Source organism: Cohnella mopanensis, assembly GCF_022352055.1.
Lineage (GTDB): Bacteria > Bacillota > Bacilli > Paenibacillales > Paenibacillaceae > Cohnella > Cohnella mopanensis.
Genome location: NZ_JAKRWM010000004.1, coordinates 595,373 through 615,628 on the forward strand (window position 1 = coordinate 595,373; position 20,256 = coordinate 615,628).

Below are 20,256 nucleotides of genomic sequence, written 5' to 3' on the forward strand. Positions count from 1 at the left end.
GAGAGATTGAGATGAGCGACAGCGCGTTGTTCCCTACTTATGCGAGGTTTCCCATAACTTTGGTGAAGGGTAAAGGAAGCCGCCTATGGGATGATCAAGGAAAAGAATATTTAGATTTCATGAGCGGTCTTGCCGTAACGAATCTTGGCCATGTGCCGGATGCCGTCAAGGATGCCCTTGTGCAGCAGTTGGATCAACTGTGGCATATGTCTAACTTGTTCAGCAATCCGAATCAGGAAAAAGCGGCTAGATTACTCGTCGATAATAGCTGCGCCGATGCCGTGTTTTTCTGCAACAGCGGCGCGGAAGCGAACGAGGCGGCAATCAAGATCGCGCGCCGTTATCACCAGAAGGTGAAGGGCAACGATCGCTACGAGATCATCACCTTTAACCAATCGTTCCACGGACGGACATTGGCGACGTTAACCGCAACAGGTCAAGAGAAAGTGAAAGAAGGCTTCTTGCCGTTGCCGGAAGGCTTCCGCCATGTGCCTCTTCACGATCTTGAAGCATTGGAAGCGGCAGTGAACGACAAGACGGCTGCGATCATGCTGGAGCTCGTTCAAGCCGAAGGAGGCGTTATCCCCGTCGATCCGGATTTCCTTCGGGGAGTGCGCGCTCTCTGCGATCGTCATGGCATTTTGTTGATCTTGGATGAAGTCCAGACGGGCATGGGACGTACGGGTAAGTTATTCGCGTATGAGCACTATGATGTGGAGCCGGACGTATTCACTTTGGCTAAGGGTATCGGCAGCGGGTTCCCTGTTGGCGCGATGCTCGCGAAGGAGCACTTAAAGCCGGCATTCGTGGCGGGCGCCCATGCGACGACTTTCGGCGGCACGCCGATCGCGATGGCGGTCGTTGCGGCGACGATCGAGACGATGCTCAAGGAAAAAGCAGTCGAACGCGCGGCCGAGGCTTCCGATTATTTGATTGGACAGTTGCAAGAGAAGTTAGCCGGATTGCCGAACGTCGATCAGGTGCGCGGCAAAGGCTTGCTGATCGGAATTCTTTGCAACGGTCCTGCCGGAGAAGCGATAGCGGAGTTGCATAATCGCGGATTGCTCGTCGTACCAGCGGGTCCGAACGTTATCCGGTTGCTACCGAACCTACTCGTCACTCACGAAGAGATCGATATCGCGGTCGGCTTGATCGCATCCGTACTTACGGAACAGGCGGCGGCGAAGTCCGTTAGCCCTTAAAAGGAAGCTAAAACCTGACTTTTTGAACAATTATTTTATAACAGAGGAGGGTTTCCATGACTATTGCAGCAAACGTTGAAGAAATAGCAGCAAGACTGAAAGGCAGAGATTTTCTCGGTCTTGTCGATTATACTCCGGAAGAAATCCGTTACCTCTTGGATTTGGCGATAGAGATCAAGCGTAAGCAGAAAGCCGGAGAGGTGTATCATCCGCTTAAAGGCAAGTCTCTCGGCATGATTTTCGAGAAATCGTCCACGCGTACGCGCGTCTCGTTCGAAGTTGGGATGTATCAACTTGGCGGTCAAGCGTTGTTCTTGAGCCGCAACGATATCCAGATGGGACGTGGAGAAACGATACTCGATACGGCACAAGTCATGTCCCGTTACCTGGACGGCATGATTCTTCGTACATTCGGTCATCGTAATGTCGTTGAGCTGGCGCGCGGGGCGACGGTCCCGGTCATCAACGCCTTATCCGACCAATCGCATCCTTGCCAAGCGCTCGCCGATTACCAGACGGTTCTAGAGCACAAAGGGAAGCTGGAAGGGCTCAAGGTTGCCTACATAGGCGACGGTAACAACGTGCTTCACTCGCTCATGATGGGCGCGGCTAAGCTCGGCATGCATTTCGCCAGCGCTTCTCCGGAAGGCTACGATCCAGACGAAAAATCCGTTAAGTCGTCCAAGGAAGCGGCTGCCGAAACCGGCGGACGCGTCGACATCCTGAGAGACCCTCGGGAAGCGATCGAAGGAGCGGATGTCGTCTATACGGACGTATGGGCGAGCATGGGCTTCGAGGAAGAACAGAAGATCCGCGAGAAAGCCTTCAAGAACTATCAAGTGAACGAAGCGCTCGTGAAGCATGCGAAATCAGACTACCTGTTCTTGCACTGCTTGCCCGCGCACCGCGGGGAAGAAGTAAGCGAAGGCGTCATCGACGGCAAAAACTCCGTTATTTTCGATGAAGCCGAGAATCGTCTGCACGCTCAGAAAGCGATCATGGCTGCGATTATGTAGAAAACGGCTGCGACCATGTTAACTACTCGTTCTAGGCAATTAAGAGACGGAACCACTGTGTAGAAGATTTAGTTGCATTACTTACACTTAACTATTGCCCTACGTGTGTTTCTGGTTGTATAGATGTATTTTGTGCACTTAGTTACTGAAAAGAGATGCTAGACCAGACTAAGTAATGCTATTAGTTGCACTTTTTGCACTTCAGTGCGGTGTATCGCTCGCAATGGAACAAATAGTTGCACATTTTACACTTAGATGCTGTCCCGAATTATTTTATCTAAAGGAGCTTTCATTCCCATGGCAAAAAACAAAATCGTGCTGGCCTACTCCGGAGGCCTCGACACTTCGGTTATCCTGACTTGGCTTAAAGAAACTTACGACGCCGAGATCATCACCTTCACCGCCGATATCGGCCAGAAGGACGAACTCGACGGCCTGGAAGAAAAAGCGCTCAAAACAGGTGCGTCTAAAGTTTACATCGACGATCTCCGAGACGAGTTCGCGAAAGACTTTATTTACCCGATGTTCCAAGCAGGCGCGCTATACGAAGGGCAGTACCTGCTCGGCACGAGTATCGCTCGCCCGCTGATCGCTAAGCGCATGGTCGAAATCGCCATCGCCGAAGGCGCTACGGCTATCGCGCATGGTGCTACGGGCAAAGGAAACGACCAAGTTCGTTTCGAGCTGACCGCTGCGGCACTGACGCCGAACATCGACGTCATCGCTCCTTGGCGCTTGGAGGCTTTCCGTGAAGCGTTCCCGGGACGCGCGGAGATGATCGCTTATGCGGAGAAGCACGGCATTCCGGTTACGGCGTCCGCTTCCAAGCCTTACTCCACGGACCGCAACCTGCTTCACATCAGCTTCGAAAGCGGCATGCTTGAGGATCCTTGGTTCGATTCCAGCGCGGCCGATGTCGAAGACATGTATGTGCTCAGCGTTTCCCCGGAGAAGGCTCCGGACGAAGCTGAGTATATCGAGCTTGATTTCGAAGGCGGCAACTGCGTAGCGATTAACGGCGAAAGCCTTAGCCCGCTCGCTGTCATGGAGAAGCTGAACGAAATCGGCGGCAAACATGGCGTAGGTCGTGTAGACATGGTGGAGAACCGTTTCGTCGGCATGAAGAGCCGCGGCGTGTACGAAACTCCGGGCGGAAGCATCCTATTCACCGCTCATCGTAAAATGGAATCGTTGACCATGGATCGCGACGTGATGCACCTTCGCGACTCCTTGATCTCCAAATATAGCTCTTTGGTTTATAACGGCTTCTGGTTCGCGCCTGAGCGCATTGCCATTCAAGCGCTCGTTAACGAAAGCCAGAAGAACGTGACGGGAACTGTCCGTCTGAAGCTGTACAAAGGCAACATCATGGCAGCTGGGCTTAAAAGTCCGGTCAGCCTCTACAACCCGCACATCGCAACGATGGAAGCGGACCCTACGCAAGCGTACGATCAAGGCGATGCTACTGGTTTTATCCGCCTGAACGCGCTTCGCCTGAAGGTATCTTCGGGCGTAACCGGCGCTTCCGGCATTAACTGATAAAAGACAAAAGGGAGATCCGGGCGCGAAGCCTGCCGAACCATCCCCCGCCAGGCGGGGCTATGCGGGAGGCACCTTCGTTAGCCGGGGCTCCCCTTTTGCCGTTATTAGCGTGACAGAAGAGAGGGGTAAACCGAGCATGAGTAAGTTATGGGGCGGCCGTTTCACTAAGAAAACGGACCAGCTAGTTGAAGAATATACAGCATCGATTACGTTCGACAAGGAATTGGCCATGGAGGATATCCAAGGTAGCTTGGCTCACGTTACGATGCTTGGACATTGCGGCATTCTTCCGGCCGAAGACGTGGAGAAAATCAAAGCGGGATTGCTTAAAGTACGCGAGCGCATCGTGAATGGGGAGCAGCAATTCCTGATCGCCGATGAAGACATCCACATGAACATCGAGAAGGCTTTGATCGAGGAGATCGGACCCGTCGGCGGTAAACTGCACACGGGACGCAGCCGCAACGACCAAGTCGCGACGGACATGCATCTGTATTTGCGCAAACGGGTCGTCGAGTTCGTGGATCAGCTTCAGAAGCTGCAAGCGGCGCTCATCGGACAAGCCAAGCAAAATCTAGACACGATCGTGCCTGGCTACACGCATCTGCAACGTGCCCAACCGATTCTTTTCGCGCATCATCTGATGGCTTACGTGTCCATGTTCGGCAGAGACATTGAACGCCTGCAAGACAGCTACAAACGGATTGACGCTCTTCCGCTTGGAGCGGGTGCTCTCGCAGGTACGACCTTCGCGATCGATCGCCATTTTACAGCTCAACAGTTGAACTTCGGCCGCGTTTACGAGAACAGCTTGGATGCTGTCAGCGACCGCGACTTTATCGTAGAATTCCTAAGCGGCGCTTCGCTGATCATGACTCACTTGTCTCGTTTGAGCGAGGAATTGATCCTCTGGTCCAGCACCGAATTCCAGTTCGTCGAGCTCGACGATGCCTTCTGCACGGGCTCCAGCATTATGCCGCAGAAGAAGAACCCCGATGTGCCCGAGCTCGTTCGCGGCAAGACCGGACGCGTATATGGCAACCTGGTTGGCCTCTTGACCGTCCTCAAGTCGCTTCCGCTCGCTTACAATAAGGATATGCAAGAGGACAAAGAGGGCATGTTCGATACGGTTAAAACGCTTCAGGGAGCGCTACAGCTATTCGCCTCGATGATCGAGACGATGAAGGTACGCAAAGACAAAATGCGTCGCGCCGTCGATCAGGACTTCTCCAATGCGACGGACATCGCCGACTTCCTCGTGAACAAAGGGCTGCCTTTCCGCCAGGCGCATGAAGTCATCGGTAAGACCGTGCTTTACTGCATTCAGCAAAACAAATTCCTGCTCGACCTGACCTTAGATGAGTTCAAGCAGTTCTCCGATTTGTTCGACGACCGGATTTACGCAGTTCTTCAACCGGAAGCGGTCGTGAACGCCCGTAACGTTTATGGAGGTACGGCAACTCCGCAAGTTGAAGCGGCAATTACCCGCGCAGAAGGCGAACTTATCCGCACGGCCGAGTGGGTTTCGGTGTACGAGGCGAAGTCGGGATTAGCTCAAGCGTAAACTTTCTTTTCTCTCCTAAGTCTCGGTGTTATACTCATAGCTAGAGACGAAGAACGTCCCGATACATCCGCGATGGATGGGTTGGGGCGTTTTTTTTATTTAGAAACCGATGGGGAGGGAATCGAATGGATTTCGAACAAGCGCATGAACGATTTATCCAAAGCCACTTGGACAACAGAACGGGGGAACGGAGAGGGCGACTGGAGAGAGGGCATCAGCATGCAGAGAAATTGTTTTTGCAAAAAATCTGGTGGCCATTAAAAGGAAACTTTGAATATCTGCATCCTGAATACGAAATCCTGGATTGGCGGGGAAAGTCTTATTTCGGGGATTTTACTTACATGCCGCCCTTCGCTCCCAAGTTGTTGTTGGAAGTAAAAGGCTTTAATTCACACGTCAAAGAAATGGATCGTCAAGGCTTCGGAAATGAATGCAAGAGAGAATTGTTTCTAAGCGGGCTTGGTTATCACGTTGTATCCATTGCTTATGATGACGTTCATCAACAGCCGGAATTAATTATTGCCATGATGCGAATGTTGTTGAGCCGTTACGATGCGACCCCTATGATTGGCGATCAACTCTCTTTCGCCGAGAGAGAGGTTATTCGGTTAGCGATAATTTTGTCTTATAAGCTGAGGCCGATTGACGTAACAAAGGAATTGCGGATGAACTATCGCAGAGCGGTTAGTTTGCTTAAGAAATTAAGCAATCAAGGATGGTTTGTTCCGAAGTTCGGTTCGACGGGAAGGAGGGTCGTGCTTTACGAGCTCGTACGCAGTCCTTTTGGAGGAGGGATTAGTTCGTCGCGGTAGAGGGGATCGAGAATAACGTTCATATACACTTAATTCATCTCATTAAGATTTAATTAGTGATAATAACACGCCATTACAATTAATTCTGTAAAATGTCTCTCTTAATGCAATGAACGGATGATTTAAATGTATCTTTGCAATTAATTAGTGGATCTAGAGTAAATCTCAGTAAATAGTTGTAATACGGTTACTACTTCCCGAATGCAAGGGGAATGAAGGCACTTTTATGGACTTCGAGCTTCATGCGAGGCTGATGCGGCTCGGTAGAGGCACTTTCTTATCCATCCGTATATATAGAACTGGGAGTAACTAGTTCGCGCATACGATCAGAAAAAAAGAAGATCAGCCCAATAGGACTGAACTTCTTAATCGGCTTATATCGGTTCAACGATACTTTCATCCTCAACGAGAACCGGAGGTTCGCTTTCTTGCGGCTTAGCTCCGGGATCAGACGAATTGATGCGGCCTTCAGGGAGCAAACGCGGATCGCCCGGATGGACGGCGATCAACGTATCCTGAGTGCGGTAGGTATCCGTGGACAGCTTCTTCCGCTCGGCGAATACTCCGTCTACTAGTTTCACCAAGTAGGCTTCTACGACGTAACCGGAGTCGCCCTTCTGGAGAATGTTTTGTTTTCCTAAAGCGACGTTGCTATCGGCGACATAGACGGTTTTCGGAGGGTTGACCTTTAATTGTTTGGTTTCCGTCTTGTAGCTGACATTGTCGGGCATCGTGCCGAATAACTTTACCGTGACGGTTTTGTCCTTAACGACCGTACGGATCAGCAGCTGCTTGCCGGTCGAATTGCGGAACTTGAAGTTCACGTAACCGCTGGCGAACGTAGCGTCGAGTCCTTTGGGTAAATAGTGGACGACTAGCGAATGGTTCCGCCGTTCGACGATATCCAATCCAGTCAGCAAAGCCGCATTGTAAAGCGTGCTTGAGACTTGGCAAATGCCGCCTCCGACGCCTGGCGTTAATTTGCCCTTGAGGATGACGGGCGCTTCCTGATAGCCGTATTCTTTTTCCGCTTTCGCGACGATTTTACCGTATTCGAATATTTCGCCCGGCATGAGGAGCGTATCGTTGAGCGCCTTGGCAGCGACGGTGACATTGTGGGAACGGCCCTCGCCGCTAGTCTCGAAAGAAGTCGTGAACTCGGCGATTTTGCGAACGATTCCCTCCTCTTTCAGACCGGCCAGCGTAATTTCGGGCGACGTTTCCTTCACCGATGCTTGCAGGAGAAGAGGTTGGCCGGAAGCGCCAGCTAACGAAGCGGGCTTAAGCTCTCTCACTTGTTCGATTAAATTTTGAACATCTAACTGCCTTCCCCGCTTATCCTCTGTATAGATGACGCGGTCCTGATCATCGATCGTGCGGGCGGCATTCTCTGACCGGCCAGAGACGAGATTGCCCCAGGCTTCCGAGACTCTCTGTTTAAGCGCGGTTTCATCCCAACTGACGTTGACCCCATAAGCAGAATCGAAGCTGTTCCGATATCGGATCTCTGCCCGTTCTAACCAAGTGTAGTCTCGATACTGCTCGATTGCGCTTATCGCCTCAACCGCTTCTACTTTTAATCCTAGCTGCTTTAAGGATAAGGACGGAATCTGTTTCATCGTTTCCGACGATACATCGCCAAGGCTATCCGGTTCGATGTTGACCAAGGTCGATTCCAGTTGGGCGATTCTTTCCTGAATCTGCTTCAAAGCCGTATCGGGCGCTATTTCTCCGATCTGCAATCCGCCCACGCTTAGCCCTTTAGGCAGCGTGTCGTCGCTACCGTAACTCATCGTTCCGCCTATGCCAGCACCGGCGAGCACGAGGGTCAATAAGCTTGTGATTAGCCAACCTTTTTTCATATCGGCAACCTTCATCTCCAGTTCGTTAACTTCTTTTACAAATGTTCCTAAACAGTTAGACGATTCAATTTGCAATTCGTTTTCGCTAAAATTAAAAAATTCTCAAAAACTTCCTTAATGCCATGACTGACAAAGGATAACGGATGTAATCTCGACATTTTTCCCCAGATGAACATCGACAAAGAGAGGAATATCAGGCATGATGTCGAAGTAACTAAGGTCTGAATCTTAACAGGAAGTGATACCGTGATTGAAATGCAGGACATATGGAAGACGTACGCCGACGGTACTACCGCATTGCAAGGCGTGAACGTCGTCATTGATCGCAACGAGTTCGTGTACATAGTTGGTCCTTCAGGTGCGGGGAAATCCACCTTCATGAAGTTGATTTACCGGGAAGAAGTGCCGACCAAAGGGCAAATTTCCGTTAACGGGTTTAATATAGGCAAGTTGAAACATCGCAAAATCCCTTATGTTCGCCGCAATATCGGCGTTATTTTCCAAGACTACAAGCTGCTGCCAAAGCTTTCGGCTTTCGAGAACGTGGCGTTCGCCATGGAAGTCATCGAGACACCTCGTCGGTTGATTCGTCGCCGTACGATGGAGGTATTGGAGCTTGTTGGTTTGAAGCATAAGGCGAGCAGCCTGCCGGCCCAGCTCTCCGGGGGAGAACAGCAACGCGTTGCGATCGCCCGCGCTATCGTCAATAGCCCGGCGGTCATCGTAGCCGATGAGCCTACCGGAAATCTAGATCCCGAAACCTCATGGGGCATTATGAATCTGCTGGAGGAAATTAATTTTCGCGGCACGACGATCGTAATGGCCACCCACAACAAAGAGATCGTAAACACGTTGCGTAAGCGCGTCATCGCCATTGAACGGGGAACCATCGTTCGCGATCAGCAGAGAGGGGACTACGGCTATGAGATTTAGCACCGTACTCCGACATCTGCGCGAAGGCTTTAAGAATGTGAGCCGCAACGGCTGGATGACATTCGCTTCGATGAGCTCTATCGCGGTATCCTTGTTTATTCTTGGCGTCTTTATGCTGCTTGCGCTTAACGTGAGCAAGCTTGCCGATCAATTGGACAATCAGGTTCAAATTAACGTCTACCTTCAAGTAGATGTGGAACAACCGAAGGCCGAAGAGATCGAACGAACGATCAAGCGGATTCCGGAAGTGAAGTCGGTTACTTTCGTTCCGAAGGCAGAAGGCTTGAAGCGGTTCCGAGAAAGCATGGGCGAAGAGGGCAAGGCGGCACTGGAGGGCTACGAGAACGAAAACAATCCGTTACCCGATGCCTTCGAAGTAGAAGCCTTCAACCCGCAGCAAATTTCGTTTATCGCCAAGCAGATCGAAGCGATTAACTTAACCGACCCGGCAAAGTCGATTGCCAAGGTGAAGTACGGCAAAGATACGATCGAGAAGCTGTTCAGCATCACGAATGCCGTTCGAAATATCGGAATATTTATCGTGCTAGGACTTGCCGTCATGGCGATGTTCCTCATCTCGACGACGATCAAGATGACGATTATCGCCCGTCGTCGCGAGATATCGATTATGAAGCTGGTAGGCGCTAAGAATAGTTTTATCCGTTGGCCGTTTTTTATCGAAGGAGCGATTATCGGATTTTTCGGATCGTTATTTAGCACGCTAATCCTCTTATTCGGTTACTCTCAGCTCGTTAAGACGACAAGCGCAACCGTCGGCCTATATATGATTGAATTCGCTTCGATAGACGAGGTTAGAATGCTAGTCGGCGGAACGATCATTGCCTTGGGGACGCTATTAGGCGTATGGGGCAGTACGATATCGGTTCGCAAATATTTAAAGGTGTAATCGCCTCTTAATCTCTTAACCCCTATTTGGGAGCGTCAAACCTGGTTCCAAGGAGGACTCTTGTGAAGAAGAAATTATTGATTCTGGTAGCCATGCTTATGATGGCCGGATTGATCATGCAACCCTATAATGGACAAGCTCTATCCGAGATTGAGAAAATCGACCAAGACTTAAAGAAGCTGAAGCAGGAAATGGAACGAGCAGGACATAATCAACGCTTTGCGGAGAATTCGGTTAAAGATCTAACCGGCAAACAGGAAGCGACTAAGGGAGATATCGAGAAGCTGTTGGCTCGGATCGATACGGTGCATAAGAGATTGGAAGCGACCCAGCAAAAAATCACCGATGCGGAAGAGAAGCTATACCAAACCGGGGAAGAGTTGCAGGAAGCCATTAAGCAACGCGACAATCGCACGGAACTGATGGACTCTCGGGTACGCATGGCTTATACCGCAGGTCCCGTATCTTATCTTGATGTGTTGCTCAGCTCGACGAGTTTCTCAGACTTTCTGGATCGTTACGATGCCGTTGAGTCGATCGCCTCTCAGGATCGCAATATCGTGGACGAGAAAAAGAAATATACGGATGAAGTTGCCCAGATGAAGGTGCAACGGGAGCAGGAGCTTGACGAAGTCAAGAAGCTCTATAAGGAAATGGAAGAGCACAAGGCGACGCTAGAGCAGGATGAGAAAGATAAAGAGGTTCTGATCTCCAAGCTATCCAAGGAAATCGAAGACTTGGAAGAAATCAGCGAAGAAGCCGAGCGGCAGCTTACCGAACTCGCCAAACAAGCTTCAGCTCTTCAAGCCAAGAAAAACCGGATTAAGAATTACTATAAGGGCGGCAAGCTGGGAATGCCGTTAAAAGCCGAATACCGGATGTCATCGCCTTTCGGCTATCGCATTCATCCCATTACCGGCAAGAAGAAATTGCATGCCGGCATGGATATGGCCGCTCCCAAAGGAACGCAAGTCTACGCCGCCGAGACGGGTGTCGTAACGGTTGCGCAAACGGTGAGCGGTTATGGTAACTGTATTATCATTGACCACGGAGGCGGGCTATTGACGTTATATGGTCATCTGAGCGCGATTCAGGTTAAAACGGGCGAAACCGTTAAACGTGGCGAGAAGATCGGATTAGTAGGTTCAACCGGACAATCGACAGGCAACCACTTGCACTTCGAAGTGCGCAAAAATGGAGACCCCGTTGATCCCGTGCCATATTTGAAGTAGCAGGATGTGGGACAGCCGATCCCCCGACAGGTTAGTCGGGTGACGGCTGTTTTCTTATCGAACAATTTGGCTATATTTTTGCGCTACCACAAATAGGATAATTGGGATAGACTTGTCATGACGTAACAATATGCCGTAGTTCGAGGAGTGGGGATTTCGTGTGGTTTCGAGGTCGCACCGTCATAGCCATGATGGTGCTGACGGCAATTGCTGCCAGTATGGCGACTTACGCTATTTTCGAGTTTCCTGACTGGGGCTTTAGGCCGTCTAACGGGAAACCTGGCGTGGCCTCGACCGAGGTTGCGGAAGGGTTGCAGCAGAAAGATTTGGATAAATTCAATAAAGCGATTAGTCTAATAGAAGAAGGCTTCATCTCGCAGACGGATCGGAGTAAACTGATGGATGGCGCGATCCAAGGAATGTTGGAATCGTTACGAGATCCTTACTCGGTATACAAGTCGGCAGAAGAAGCGGAGAAGTTCAAAAACGATCTGCAGGGCGCATTCACCGGAATAGGTGCCGAACTAAGAGTAGAAAATGGATCGATCGTGGTGGAGGCTCCTATACGCGGATCTCCTGCCGAGAGAGCGGGGTTGCAGCCGCGAGACATCTTGCTCTCCATCAATGGAGAAAGTCTTCATGGGTTAACGATAAGCGAGGCGGTAAGCAAGATCCGGGGTCCAAAGGGGACGAAGGCGAAACTGAAGGTACAGCGGAACGGGGCTCCAGAGCCTCTTGATCTTGAACTCGTCAGAGACCGCATCGATCTGGAAACTGTCCACTCGTCAGTAGAAGAGGATGGAATCGGACATCTGATTATCACTCAATTCAATGAAGATACCGCCGTCCAAGTTGCCGAACAATTACAAACGATGGAATCCGCTGGGATGAAAGCCCTTGTGATCGATGTCCGCGACAATCCGGGCGGGCTGCTTAAATCCGTCGTTAATGTAGCGGATCAACTCATGGCAAAAGGTAAGCCGATCGTGCAATATGAATATCGGAACGGCCAACTTCAAGTCGAATCGGCTTTGAAAGGCGCGAAAAACAACAAATTGTATCCTATTGTCGTTCTAGTGAACGAAGGCAGCGCTAGCTCGGCTGAAATATTGGCAGGAGCGCTGAAGCAATCTGCCAATGCGGTACTCATAGGCCAAACTACGTATGGCAAAGGAACGATGCAAGTTTCATTCGACGATGAACTGGGAGATCGGAGCTTATTAAAGTTGACCGTCTACAAGTGGCTACTACCCGACGGAACATGGATTAACGAGAAGGGGATCGTTCCGGACGTCGTTGTTCCCCAGCCGAATTATTTCCTTGCTTCGCGATTGCCACGGGACTACGTCCTTAAATACGATATGACCGGCGGAGCCGTCGCGAATCTGCAAACGATACTAGCTGGAGTCGGTTTTCCCGCCGATCGAACGGACGGTTACTTCAGCGAAGCAACGAAGCAAGCATTGGAGAGCTTCCAAGCGAGCGAATCGTTGGCGGTGACGGGTGAAGTTGACGAAGAGACGGCGCAGAGGCTCGAGGAAGTATTATACGTGAATTTGCAAAATCCGGAATACGATAAACAGTGGAAAGCCGCTGTAAGCAAAGCAAGGGAATTGATCGATGTCGCTTCGTAAATAATAAGACAATCGAGCGATGAAGGAATTTTCTTGCTATTGTCGAATACTTCTAGGAGGTTGACTTAGGTCAACTTCCTTTTTTGACTAGGGAGCTAATTCGATGTCGAATACGTTCTTTGCGTTGCTTCGTGATCAAAATATGACTTTTTGAAATACCTCTAAGGAGGGAAGAGGCAAGTGGATCCTCTGTTGAATGTGTTGCGGGAAGCGGGACAAGCCATTATAGGGTTGTTTACGCAGCCGTATTTTTATATTGCAATCGCTCTAGTCTGGTGGCATGCACGGCTTGGGGTCTCGCTGCAGCGTAAGCTATTCCATGTCAGGTTGTACGGCACCTTGTACTTGACGTTAACGAGAATTATCGCAGGTATGGCCGTCGGTGTCGTATTGTCTGTAGCTGGGCTGGGCGCCGGAGCAGATCTTACGTCCGAGACATTGATGTTTCTGTGGATCGCCATGGGAATCTTAGCTCTGTTCCAATTGCGTTTCGTATGTTTAGCTTATGCGGCGGGAGCTCTTGGTTTGCTTCAGGCATTGTCTGAATGGACGGGCATGGATCAATCGCAAGGGGCTTGGTCCGACGTGGTTCATACCCTTGCGGCAATTGATGTTCCCGGATTGCTCTTCATGGCTGGCTTGCTGCATATCGCGGAAGGTTTCCTCGTGAGGCTTCAAGGTCCGAAGCTGGCGATTCCCTTGTTCTTGCAAGGAAAGCGGGGCAAGCCGATGGGAGCGTATGCGTTGTCCGGCGTATGGCCGATTCCGCTTCTGTGGCTCATTCCTTCAGCGGATGGCGGATTCACGCTGCCTTGGATGCCTCTATTCGGAGATGAAGCGTCCACTTGGAGTATGCTGGCCTTCCCGGTGCTCATCGGCTTCAGCGACCGTACGACCTCTTATTGGCCGGAACATAAGGCACGGACATCGGGCAACATGCTCATGGTATATGGTGTCGTTATTGCCGCATTGGCAGCGGGGGCGAAATTCTGGTCTCCCTTAAGCGTGATTGCGGCTGTTGCTGCTTTCGTTCTGCATGAAGGACTGCTCGTCCTCAGCCGGATGCGAGAAGCGGGGCGTGATCCGCAGTATTCGCAAGACTGGACGGGCGTTAAAATACTTGCGGTGTTGCCGAATGCGCCTGCGAGCGAGCTCGGATTATTGTCCGGGGAAACGATCAGGAAAGTAAACGGGGCGGCCGTTCGCAATAAAGAAGAGCTGCACGCGGCTCTTCAGCGGCAATCGGCATTTTGTAAGCTAGAGGTCGCCAATCGGGACGGACATCTTAAGTTTGTTCAGCGTGCTCGATATGAAGGCGAGCATTATCAGCTAGGGCTAATTCTCGCGCCGGATGACGATGTCGAATTCGTAGCGGCTCCCCGTTCCTCCTCTATTTGGCAGGGTCTTAGAGAAGCGGGGGCTCGCAGGCTCGGAAATTCTCCAACGATGAAAGCCCGCAGGGAAGCCATGCAAGCGGCGGCGGAACAAGCCGTAGCGGCAGAAGAAGCGGCTTTGGCCGCAGCGGAACCGGATGAACCTGAAGAAGACCCGGGGCTGCCTCCGCGTGGTTCATCATCTCGAAAAAACAGTTGACACTAAGCGCGACCTGAAGTATTTTGGAATGACATCATCAGTAAATAGGCTTTCTAGGGTTCCACGATGCGGGTTCGCATCGGCTCGGTCCGAGAGAGAGCGCATCTTCCAAGCGAAGATGAACACGGCGGGATAAAAACCCGGGAGTATCGATGACGGCACCTAAGCGACGTATTTGTTGCTTTGGAGTGCCGGCGATGCTCTCGGGTTTTTTATATTGTCCGTAAGTTTGTAAGGGCAACATACAACATGGAGGTGCAATATGAATCGGAATTGGATGTTGTTAGTGGCGGCGGGCATATGCGAGGTAGGTTGGGTATCGGGCTTGAAACATGCCTCGTCCGCAGGGGAATGGTCTTTGACGGCGATTGGAATTTTACTCAGCTTTGTCGGTTTGATTTATTGTACCCGGACGCTTCCGGTAGGTACGTCTTACGCGGTGTTCACGGGGATAGGAGCTGCAGGAACGGTATTAGCGGAATCCATTTTCTTCAATGTTGAGTTGGATGCAGCCAAGCTGGCTCTCATTATCGTGTTAATAATAGGCATTGCAGGATTGAAAATGACTACTGACTCTGCCACGCGGGAGGTCGAGGAATAATGGCTTGGATCGTGCTCGTACTCGCGGGAATGTTCGAGGTTGTAGGCGTGCTTGGCATGAACAGGCTGAAAGAAAAAAAAGACAAGCTAAGTTGGCTCTTGCTTGTCGGAGGATTCGTGGCTAGCTTCGTTCTATTATCGGTCGCAATGAAATCCATCTCCATGGGAACCGCTTATGCGATATGGACGGCGATCGGAACGGTAGGCGGAACTCTCGTTGGGATGCTGATCTACGGAGAGTCCCGCCAAATCCGCAGGATCTTCTTTCTTTGCTTAGTCGTTGGGGCAGTTATCGGACTGAAGGTTATCGGCCACTAGTTTTGTTGATCCATTCGGCGACATCCAGTATGACTTGCTCATTAACCTTGCTGGAAGTGTCCGAACTATTCATGAACAAGTGATTCAGTCCTGGGTAGAGCTTGAAGGAAGCGTTCGTTTTTCCTTTGAGCTGAGTCTTAATGAGGCTATAATCTTTATCCGCATACACTTGGATATCGTCCTGCCCTTGCAGGACGAGTATCGGCTTAACAAGCTTGCTGACGAGGTCGGCGGCGCCGTGGCTGTCCATTTCCTTAAAGTAGTAGGCGGGGATTCCGAATACGGTTTGAGCCATCGCCTCCGAGTCTTTCAGGTTGTGGATGTTCTGCGCCTTCGCCAGCTCCACGGCAAGCAAAGCTTCATTCTGCTTCTTGGCCGGGTCTTTATCGTCCAAGGCTTGGATAACGGCTGCGTTCTGATCCGCGATGATTTCCCATAGCGGACGCGTCGAGCCCGCTAGGAGGACCAATCCGGCAAAGTCTCCTCCGTCGGCGTCGATTCTAGGCGCCAAAAGGCCGCCCAAGCTGTGGCCTACGATGTACACTTGCGTACCGTCGATTCGCTTGTCTTTTTTAAGCAAGTTGGAGGCGGCAATGGCATCTTCGACCGTTTCATCCTTTACCGTAAACTTGGCGAGCATATCGGGAGTAAAACTTTTGCCATATGTGAAGGTCCTTTTGTCGTAACGAAGAACGGCGATCCCCTGTTGGGCGAGACCCCAAGCAAGATCACGGAAAGGCTTATTGATTCCGATCGTCTCGTCCCGATCATTCGGTCCTGAACCATGGACAAGGATAACGGCGGGAAGAGGGCCTTTGGCATCTTTAGGCAGTGTTAACGTCCCCGGTAGCGGGTAGTCGGTTCCTTCTCCTACGATGACTTCGTTTTCCGTTAAGTTCGAAGGGAGAGCCACGGCTGTTTGAACGGGCTTCAACCACAAGCCGATAATTTTGTTGCTGTCGTTAAGATTGAGGGTTAGAGCCACATTGATTTGGCTGAATGTCAGTAGAACGACGATTTCTTTGTGCTCCGTTACGTTAGGATTCGACTGAACCGATTGGATGCCGACGAATTGGCCCGCAATCGAAGCCGTTTGCTCCCACCCGGCTTTCAACGCTTCAGCGGTCACTGCTTGTTTGATCGTATCGTCGAAGTGATCGTCCGATAGCTGCTGGTAAGCTCCGGTTGAAAGCTGCTTAACGATAGCTAGAATGGTAGCGTCTACGTCGTTGGAAGAGTTAATAACGGCTTCCGAACTTTCTTTCGAATAATGGGTTTGTAGTCCGAGCACCTTCTCGAAGAAAGATAATGGAACGAATATCCGATTGTTTTTAACAGTGGCTGCGGCTCCGAAAGACACGGTATTTTTTTCTCCGATGGACGCCTTATTATCGTCCAGCTTGAAAGCAATCTTTAGGGTAGATTTGGCTAGAAGGACATCATGGGTTTTCGCGTCCAATGAGAGTTTTAACCCGAGCGCTTGCGCGGCAGGGCGAATGGGAATCATGATATCGTTGCCCTGCTTGAACGGCTGGGCGTCGGGAAGAACGACGGGCTTGTTATCGATCGTTAACTTGAATGCCGCGGCTGAAGCTTGATAGGGAAACGAAGAAAGGAGCAGGACGATTGCAAGAGTGAATAATGATAGCTTTTTCATTAGAAACATTCCTCCGATTCGTTGAATGGGACGACTAAGATTTGGCCGTGCGTTTGAACAGTAAATAAGAATAAGCCGCGGGAATGAGCGAACTTGTTACCGCGCAGATGAGCACGACCGCTGCGACCCAAGCAGAAGGAACGAACCACGCGCATGCGAACATCACTAGGCCAGCGGCGACCCATAGCCGGGCTCCCATGCGATGAGTGAGACGCCAGTTGTTTTCATCGAGCAACGCCCACGGCGTACGAATCCCGATGAAGAAGTTGCTTCTGACCTGACCCATTCGATTGCCTATGACGACCCATAGGATGCCTAATCCGCCAATGATAAAGTTGTCGGTCGAGATGTGATAACCGACTTGATCCACGATCATCATAAAGAAGACGCCATGAAGGAAGAGGCTGATCGCCCAACGTATCAGACCGTAATAGCCTTCGAAGCGGGAGTAATTTTTTTTGCGAGGATCGATATAGCGCAAGGCCGACAATACGCCAGGCAAAGCTACGCTAAGGCCGGCATACATAAGCCAGAAGCTCCATTTGACCATCGTTCTGTCTTGCTCGCCATACACGTTATAATGCGAAGCAACCTGATCCGGTAGCCGGTCGTTAAAAGCAAAGTACAGAATCAGGAACAGAAGTACGTTAGTTCCAAGCAAAATCCAGTCTTTTCTCGACCAGGGGAATTTGCCGGTATCTTTTTCATTCGTCATGCGTAGACTCTCCTTTTGTTCCAATCATGCCGAGAAACCAACCCATGGCTTCCTGCATAACGGTTAGATTAATGGAGTAAATGATGTTCTGTCCCTGACGTTCGTCTTGGACAAGCCGAGCTTGCTTTAGAATATTCAAGTGATGCGAGATGCTCGGTTTGGAAATGTTGAATTGATCCGCAATGTCTCCTGCGCTCATATCCTTTTCCTTCAGCAGTTGGAGAATTTTCCTTCGTGTCGGATCGGATAGCGCTTTGAAAGTATCATTCATAGGTAGTGCGCCCCCCGTCCGCGGGTTATCTATTTGATATTTAGATAATCATCTAAATCTTATATTTAGATGATAGGCTAAATGTTAAGCACTGTCAACTTGAGAGTAGAAAAAGGGCGGTAAGGCCTGTTGGCCTCACCGCCCTTACAGCAAATTCATTGCTGAACCTGCTGCTGGATCATAATAAAGTAAGCAATTGCGCCCGCGATTCCGAGACAAGCTAGCGTGAACAGAGTAATCTTGATCGCGCTGCGAGGAACGTGGCCGGAAACGGTACCGGTCTGCCCGTTAACCATGTAGTAGTAGGGCTTGGATTTATAAGAATAATTAGCGTTCCATACCGGAAGCAATAAGTGCTTATAAGTAATGTCGTCATAAGTGGAACGGATGTTCAAGTTGCGGATTTCATCACCGCCGATAATCCGTTTGATCTCCGTCTCGATGTGGCCGTCGGCCACGTGCCGTGCTTCTTTCCAGCCTTGTTCGCGGGAAACGGAGTACCTTTCGGAAATATATCCGCTTAAATATTCGGGACGGTAAACGTGGAGATCGTTGAGATGGAAATCCCCCAGCTTCTCCAGCAAGTTCGAATCGTAATGTCCGGAAGCCGGGATCAGTATATCATCGAAGCTGCGATCGTAATCGCCATGAGTAGAATGCCATACCGTATAGCGTTCGGTGGCGGTGTAGGTTTCCGTTTTGCCATTGACCACTCTAGTGCGGGTCACCGTACGATAATGATAAATGCCCACCTCGGCGGAATAGACGGAATAGGTTTCCGTATCATAGGTCCAGTAAGGGATATAGATGCTGTTCAACTGCGAGCTCACATTCTGCTTCTTGAAGGCGTTAGGCAGAAACCAGCGCTTTTTCTTCCAAGCCGAGAAGGAAAGCAGCGCTTCGTCTCGCGATATTTGGAACGGAATGATGGATTCCGGTCGGATACTTCGCGAGTCGTCTTGGAGAAGCACCTTCTGGGAACCGCAGAAAACGCATTCGGATGTGGTCTGGCCCGCAGGGATCAACGTTTCCCCGCCGCAAGTTTCGCAATGGACGGCTTGCTGCTCCGTTCCCCAATCCAGTAAGCTATCCAGATCTTCGTCATCGCTGTCGAAGGGATGCTCTTTGGGTGGCTCTATGACGGTATCGATCGTTTGCTCCGCACCGCAATATTGGCATTTCAAGTTCTGGCTTTCCGTATCGAACACCATGGGTCCCGCGCAGCTTGCGCAAGGAAAACGAATGGCCGCTGTTGGGCTGTTCATGTAAGCCTCCGTCTAGGTTTTGCTTCCGCATTCGGAGCAGAATTTGGCGTTCTCATTCAGTTTGCTGCCGCATTCGGAACAAAATTTCTTGCTTCCCGATGGCGGCTGGGCTGAAGGGGGTTGCGGTGCCGATTGTGGCTGAGGAGTTGGATTGGACTGGGGTTCAGCGTTACGACCTGTCATCTGGTTCATCATCTGTCCCATCATCTGTCCCATGGCCATACCGGCGCCTAGTCCGGCACCCGTGCCGGCTACTCCGCCTTCCGGTTGATTGGCAGCTTCCCGAATGGCCTCCGCCGTTTGGTATTTCATATATTGATCGAGGTTGCCCGCGATGTTCATCGAGGATTTGCGATCGATCATCTTCTCGACTTCCTCCGGAAGCGAAATATTCTCGATCGTTACGCTCGTTAAAGTTAACCCGATGGCAGAGAATTGCGGCTGTAATCGAGTGACGGCGAGAGAGCTTAACTCAACGTAAGAGCTGGATAAATCGGCTACCGGAATTTTAGATTCTCCGATCATGTCGCTGATGCCGGATACGATGGAAGATTTAAGATATCCGGTAATGCTTGCGGTAGTCAGTTCTTGTTTCGTTCCGAATATATCTTTAAGGAAAACGACGGGATCGCTAATTCGGAAAGAGTAATTGCCGAAGCCCCGCATACGGATAATTCCGAATTCCGGATCCCGCATAATGACCGGGTTCGTCGTTCCCCATTTCAAATCCGTGAAGTTCGTCATATTAAGGAAGTACACGTCGGACTTGAAGGGCGAATTAAAGCCGTATTTCCAAGAATTCAATGCGGTCAGCACCGGTAGATTTTGCGTGCTAAGCGTGTGGGTTCCCGGACCGAATACGTCGGCGATCTGGCCTTCGTTCACGAAGATCGCGGTTTGCGATTCGCGCACGATAAGCTTGGCACCCATCTTGATCGCATTATCGTAAGCGGGGAATCGATGCACGAGATCGCCTTTATCATCCAGCCATTCGATAACCTCGATAAATTGCCCCTTAATAAAATCAAACAATCCCATGTGCTGCTCTCCTTCTGCTGCCGCCTAAGTAAGGGGAAGCCCTTTTCCATATCATATCAGAAAATAAGTTATTCCTCTCGCATAATGGATTTCCG

General features: G+C 50.6%; 18 protein-coding genes and 1 riboswitch. Of the genes, 12 read left to right on the forward strand and 6 right to left on the reverse strand.

All coding sequences use genetic code 11. The features are described from left to right. Positions 1–11: 11 nt before the first annotated feature. The 5 genes from argD to L3D05_RS10060 all read left to right on the forward strand — a co-directional run bounded on the left by argD (position 12) and on the right by L3D05_RS10060 (position 6,136). Positions 12–1,202, forward strand: a complete 1,191-nt coding sequence (gene argD, locus L3D05_RS10040) for an acetylornithine transaminase (RefSeq protein ID WP_239615894.1) — start codon at positions 12–14, stop codon at positions 1,200–1,202. A gap of 56 nt (positions 1,203–1,258) precedes the next feature. Further along, positions 1,259–2,218, forward strand: a complete 960-nt coding sequence (gene argF, locus L3D05_RS10045; RefSeq protein WP_239615895.1) for an ornithine carbamoyltransferase — start codon at positions 1,259–1,261, stop codon at positions 2,216–2,218. Between the two features lie 297 nt (positions 2,219–2,515). Beyond that, on the forward strand, positions 2,516–3,757 hold the full coding sequence (locus L3D05_RS10050) for an argininosuccinate synthase (protein ID WP_239615896.1): 1,242 nt from the start codon (positions 2,516–2,518) through the stop codon (positions 3,755–3,757). Between the two features lie 139 nt (positions 3,758–3,896). After that, entirely contained in the window at positions 3,897–5,324 is a 1,428-nt protein-coding gene (argH, locus tag L3D05_RS10055; RefSeq protein ID WP_239615897.1) for an argininosuccinate lyase, read from the forward strand. Between the two features lie 125 nt (positions 5,325–5,449). After that, positions 5,450–6,136, forward strand: coding sequence for a hypothetical protein (locus L3D05_RS10060; RefSeq protein WP_239615898.1), 687 nt, complete (start codon positions 5,450–5,452; stop codon positions 6,134–6,136). 374 nt (positions 6,137–6,510) lie between these two features. On the opposite strand, the gene L3D05_RS10065 is transcribed toward L3D05_RS10060, so the two are convergent. After that, positions 6,511–7,998 carry a VanW family protein gene (locus L3D05_RS10065; protein ID WP_239615899.1) on the reverse strand — a complete coding sequence of 496 codons (1,488 nt, stop codon included), beginning with the start codon at positions 7,996–7,998 and terminating at the stop codon, positions 6,511–6,513. 246 nt (positions 7,999–8,244) lie between these two features. On the opposite strand from L3D05_RS10065, the gene ftsE reads away from it, so the two are divergent. The 7 genes from ftsE (at position 8,245) to L3D05_RS10100 (ending at position 15,215) form a co-directional block, all read left to right on the forward strand. After that, a complete protein-coding gene (gene ftsE / locus L3D05_RS10070) occupies positions 8,245–8,931 on the forward strand; it encodes a cell division ATP-binding protein FtsE (protein WP_369417962.1) in 687 nt (228 codons plus the stop codon). Continuing rightward, positions 8,921–9,838 carry a permease-like cell division protein FtsX gene (gene ftsX, locus L3D05_RS10075; protein WP_239615900.1) on the forward strand — a complete coding sequence of 306 codons (918 nt, stop codon included), beginning with the start codon at positions 8,921–8,923 and terminating at the stop codon, positions 9,836–9,838. Before ftsE ends, ftsX begins: the two co-directional genes overlap by 11 nt. 62 nt (positions 9,839–9,900) lie before the next feature. Then, positions 9,901–11,070, forward strand: coding sequence for a murein hydrolase activator EnvC family protein (locus tag L3D05_RS10080; RefSeq protein WP_239615901.1), 1,170 nt, complete (start codon positions 9,901–9,903; stop codon positions 11,068–11,070). A 158-nt stretch (positions 11,071–11,228) separates the two neighbouring features. Then, a complete protein-coding gene (locus tag L3D05_RS10085) occupies positions 11,229–12,704 on the forward strand; it encodes a S41 family peptidase (protein ID WP_239615902.1) in 1,476 nt (491 codons plus the stop codon). A gap of 180 nt (positions 12,705–12,884) precedes the next feature. Further along, complete coding sequence (locus L3D05_RS10090; RefSeq protein WP_239615903.1) at positions 12,885–14,297, forward strand: PDZ domain-containing protein; 1,413 nt, start codon at positions 12,885–12,887, stop codon at positions 14,295–14,297. 42 nt (positions 14,298–14,339) lie between these two features. After that, positions 14,340–14,446: riboswitch (guanidine-I (ykkC/yxkD leader) on the forward strand. 113 nt (positions 14,447–14,559) lie between these two features. Then, a complete protein-coding gene (locus L3D05_RS10095; protein WP_239615904.1) occupies positions 14,560–14,898 on the forward strand; it encodes a DMT family transporter in 339 nt (112 codons plus the stop codon). After that, positions 14,898–15,215 carry a DMT family transporter gene (locus tag L3D05_RS10100; RefSeq protein WP_239615905.1) on the forward strand — a complete coding sequence of 106 codons (318 nt, stop codon included), beginning with the start codon at positions 14,898–14,900 and terminating at the stop codon, positions 15,213–15,215. Before L3D05_RS10095 ends, L3D05_RS10100 begins: the two co-directional genes overlap by 1 nt. On the opposite strand, the gene L3D05_RS10105 is transcribed toward L3D05_RS10100, so the two are convergent. The 5 genes from L3D05_RS10105 to L3D05_RS10125 form a co-directional block, all read right to left on the reverse strand. Beyond that, on the reverse strand, positions 15,202–16,872 hold the full coding sequence (locus L3D05_RS10105; protein WP_239615906.1) for an alpha/beta fold hydrolase: 1,671 nt from the start codon (positions 16,870–16,872) through the stop codon (positions 15,202–15,204). The two genes, L3D05_RS10100 and L3D05_RS10105, sit on opposite strands and share 14 nt — an antisense overlap. A 34-nt stretch (positions 16,873–16,906) precedes the next feature. Then, positions 16,907–17,587, reverse strand: coding sequence for an SdpI family protein (locus L3D05_RS10110; RefSeq protein ID WP_239615907.1), 681 nt, complete (start codon positions 17,585–17,587; stop codon positions 16,907–16,909). Continuing rightward, on the reverse strand, positions 17,577–17,858 hold the full coding sequence (locus L3D05_RS10115; protein ID WP_239615908.1) for an autorepressor SdpR family transcription factor: 282 nt from the start codon (positions 17,856–17,858) through the stop codon (positions 17,577–17,579). The genes L3D05_RS10110 and L3D05_RS10115 overlap by 11 nt, the downstream gene beginning before the upstream one ends. A gap of 155 nt (positions 17,859–18,013) precedes the next feature. Next, on the reverse strand, positions 18,014–19,123 hold the full coding sequence (locus L3D05_RS10120) for a TFIIB-type zinc ribbon-containing protein (RefSeq protein ID WP_239615909.1): 1,110 nt from the start codon (positions 19,121–19,123) through the stop codon (positions 18,014–18,016). Between the two features lie 12 nt (positions 19,124–19,135). Continuing rightward, on the reverse strand, positions 19,136–20,161 hold the full coding sequence (locus L3D05_RS10125; protein ID WP_239615910.1) for an SPFH domain-containing protein: 1,026 nt from the start codon (positions 20,159–20,161) through the stop codon (positions 19,136–19,138). Positions 20,162–20,256 lie beyond the last annotated feature (95 nt).

Coding starts and splice junctions, on each gene's coding strand:
- L3D05_RS10050 (WP_239615896.1), top strand. CDS start 2,516: ATGGCAAAAAACAAAATCGTGCTGGCCTACTCCGGAGGCCTCGACACT.
- L3D05_RS10060 (WP_239615898.1), top strand. CDS start 5,450: ATGGATTTCGAACAAGCGCATGAACGATTTATCCAAAGCCACTTGGAC.
- argF (WP_239615895.1), top strand. CDS start 1,259: ATGACTATTGCAGCAAACGTTGAAGAAATAGCAGCAAGACTGAAAGGC.
- L3D05_RS10115 (WP_239615908.1), bottom strand. CDS start 17,858: ATGAATGATACTTTCAAAGCGCTATCCGATCCGACACGAAGGAAAATT.
- argD (WP_239615894.1), top strand. CDS start 12: ATGAGCGACAGCGCGTTGTTCCCTACTTATGCGAGGTTTCCCATAACT.
- L3D05_RS10105 (WP_239615906.1), bottom strand. CDS start 16,872: ATGAAAAAGCTATCATTATTCACTCTTGCAATCGTCCTGCTCCTTTCT.
- L3D05_RS10120 (WP_239615909.1), bottom strand. CDS start 19,123: ATGAACAGCCCAACAGCGGCCATTCGTTTTCCTTGCGCAAGCTGCGCG.
- L3D05_RS10065 (WP_239615899.1), bottom strand. CDS start 7,998: ATGAAAAAAGGTTGGCTAATCACAAGCTTATTGACCCTCGTGCTCGCC.
- ftsX (WP_239615900.1), top strand. CDS start 8,921: ATGAGATTTAGCACCGTACTCCGACATCTGCGCGAAGGCTTTAAGAAT.
- L3D05_RS10095 (WP_239615904.1), top strand. CDS start 14,560: ATGAATCGGAATTGGATGTTGTTAGTGGCGGCGGGCATATGCGAGGTA.
- L3D05_RS10110 (WP_239615907.1), bottom strand. CDS start 17,587: ATGACGAATGAAAAAGATACCGGCAAATTCCCCTGGTCGAGAAAAGAC.
- L3D05_RS10125 (WP_239615910.1), bottom strand. CDS start 20,161: ATGGGATTGTTTGATTTTATTAAGGGGCAATTTATCGAGGTTATCGAA.
- argH (WP_239615897.1), top strand. CDS start 3,897: ATGAGTAAGTTATGGGGCGGCCGTTTCACTAAGAAAACGGACCAGCTA.
- L3D05_RS10100 (WP_239615905.1), top strand. CDS start 14,898: ATGGCTTGGATCGTGCTCGTACTCGCGGGAATGTTCGAGGTTGTAGGC.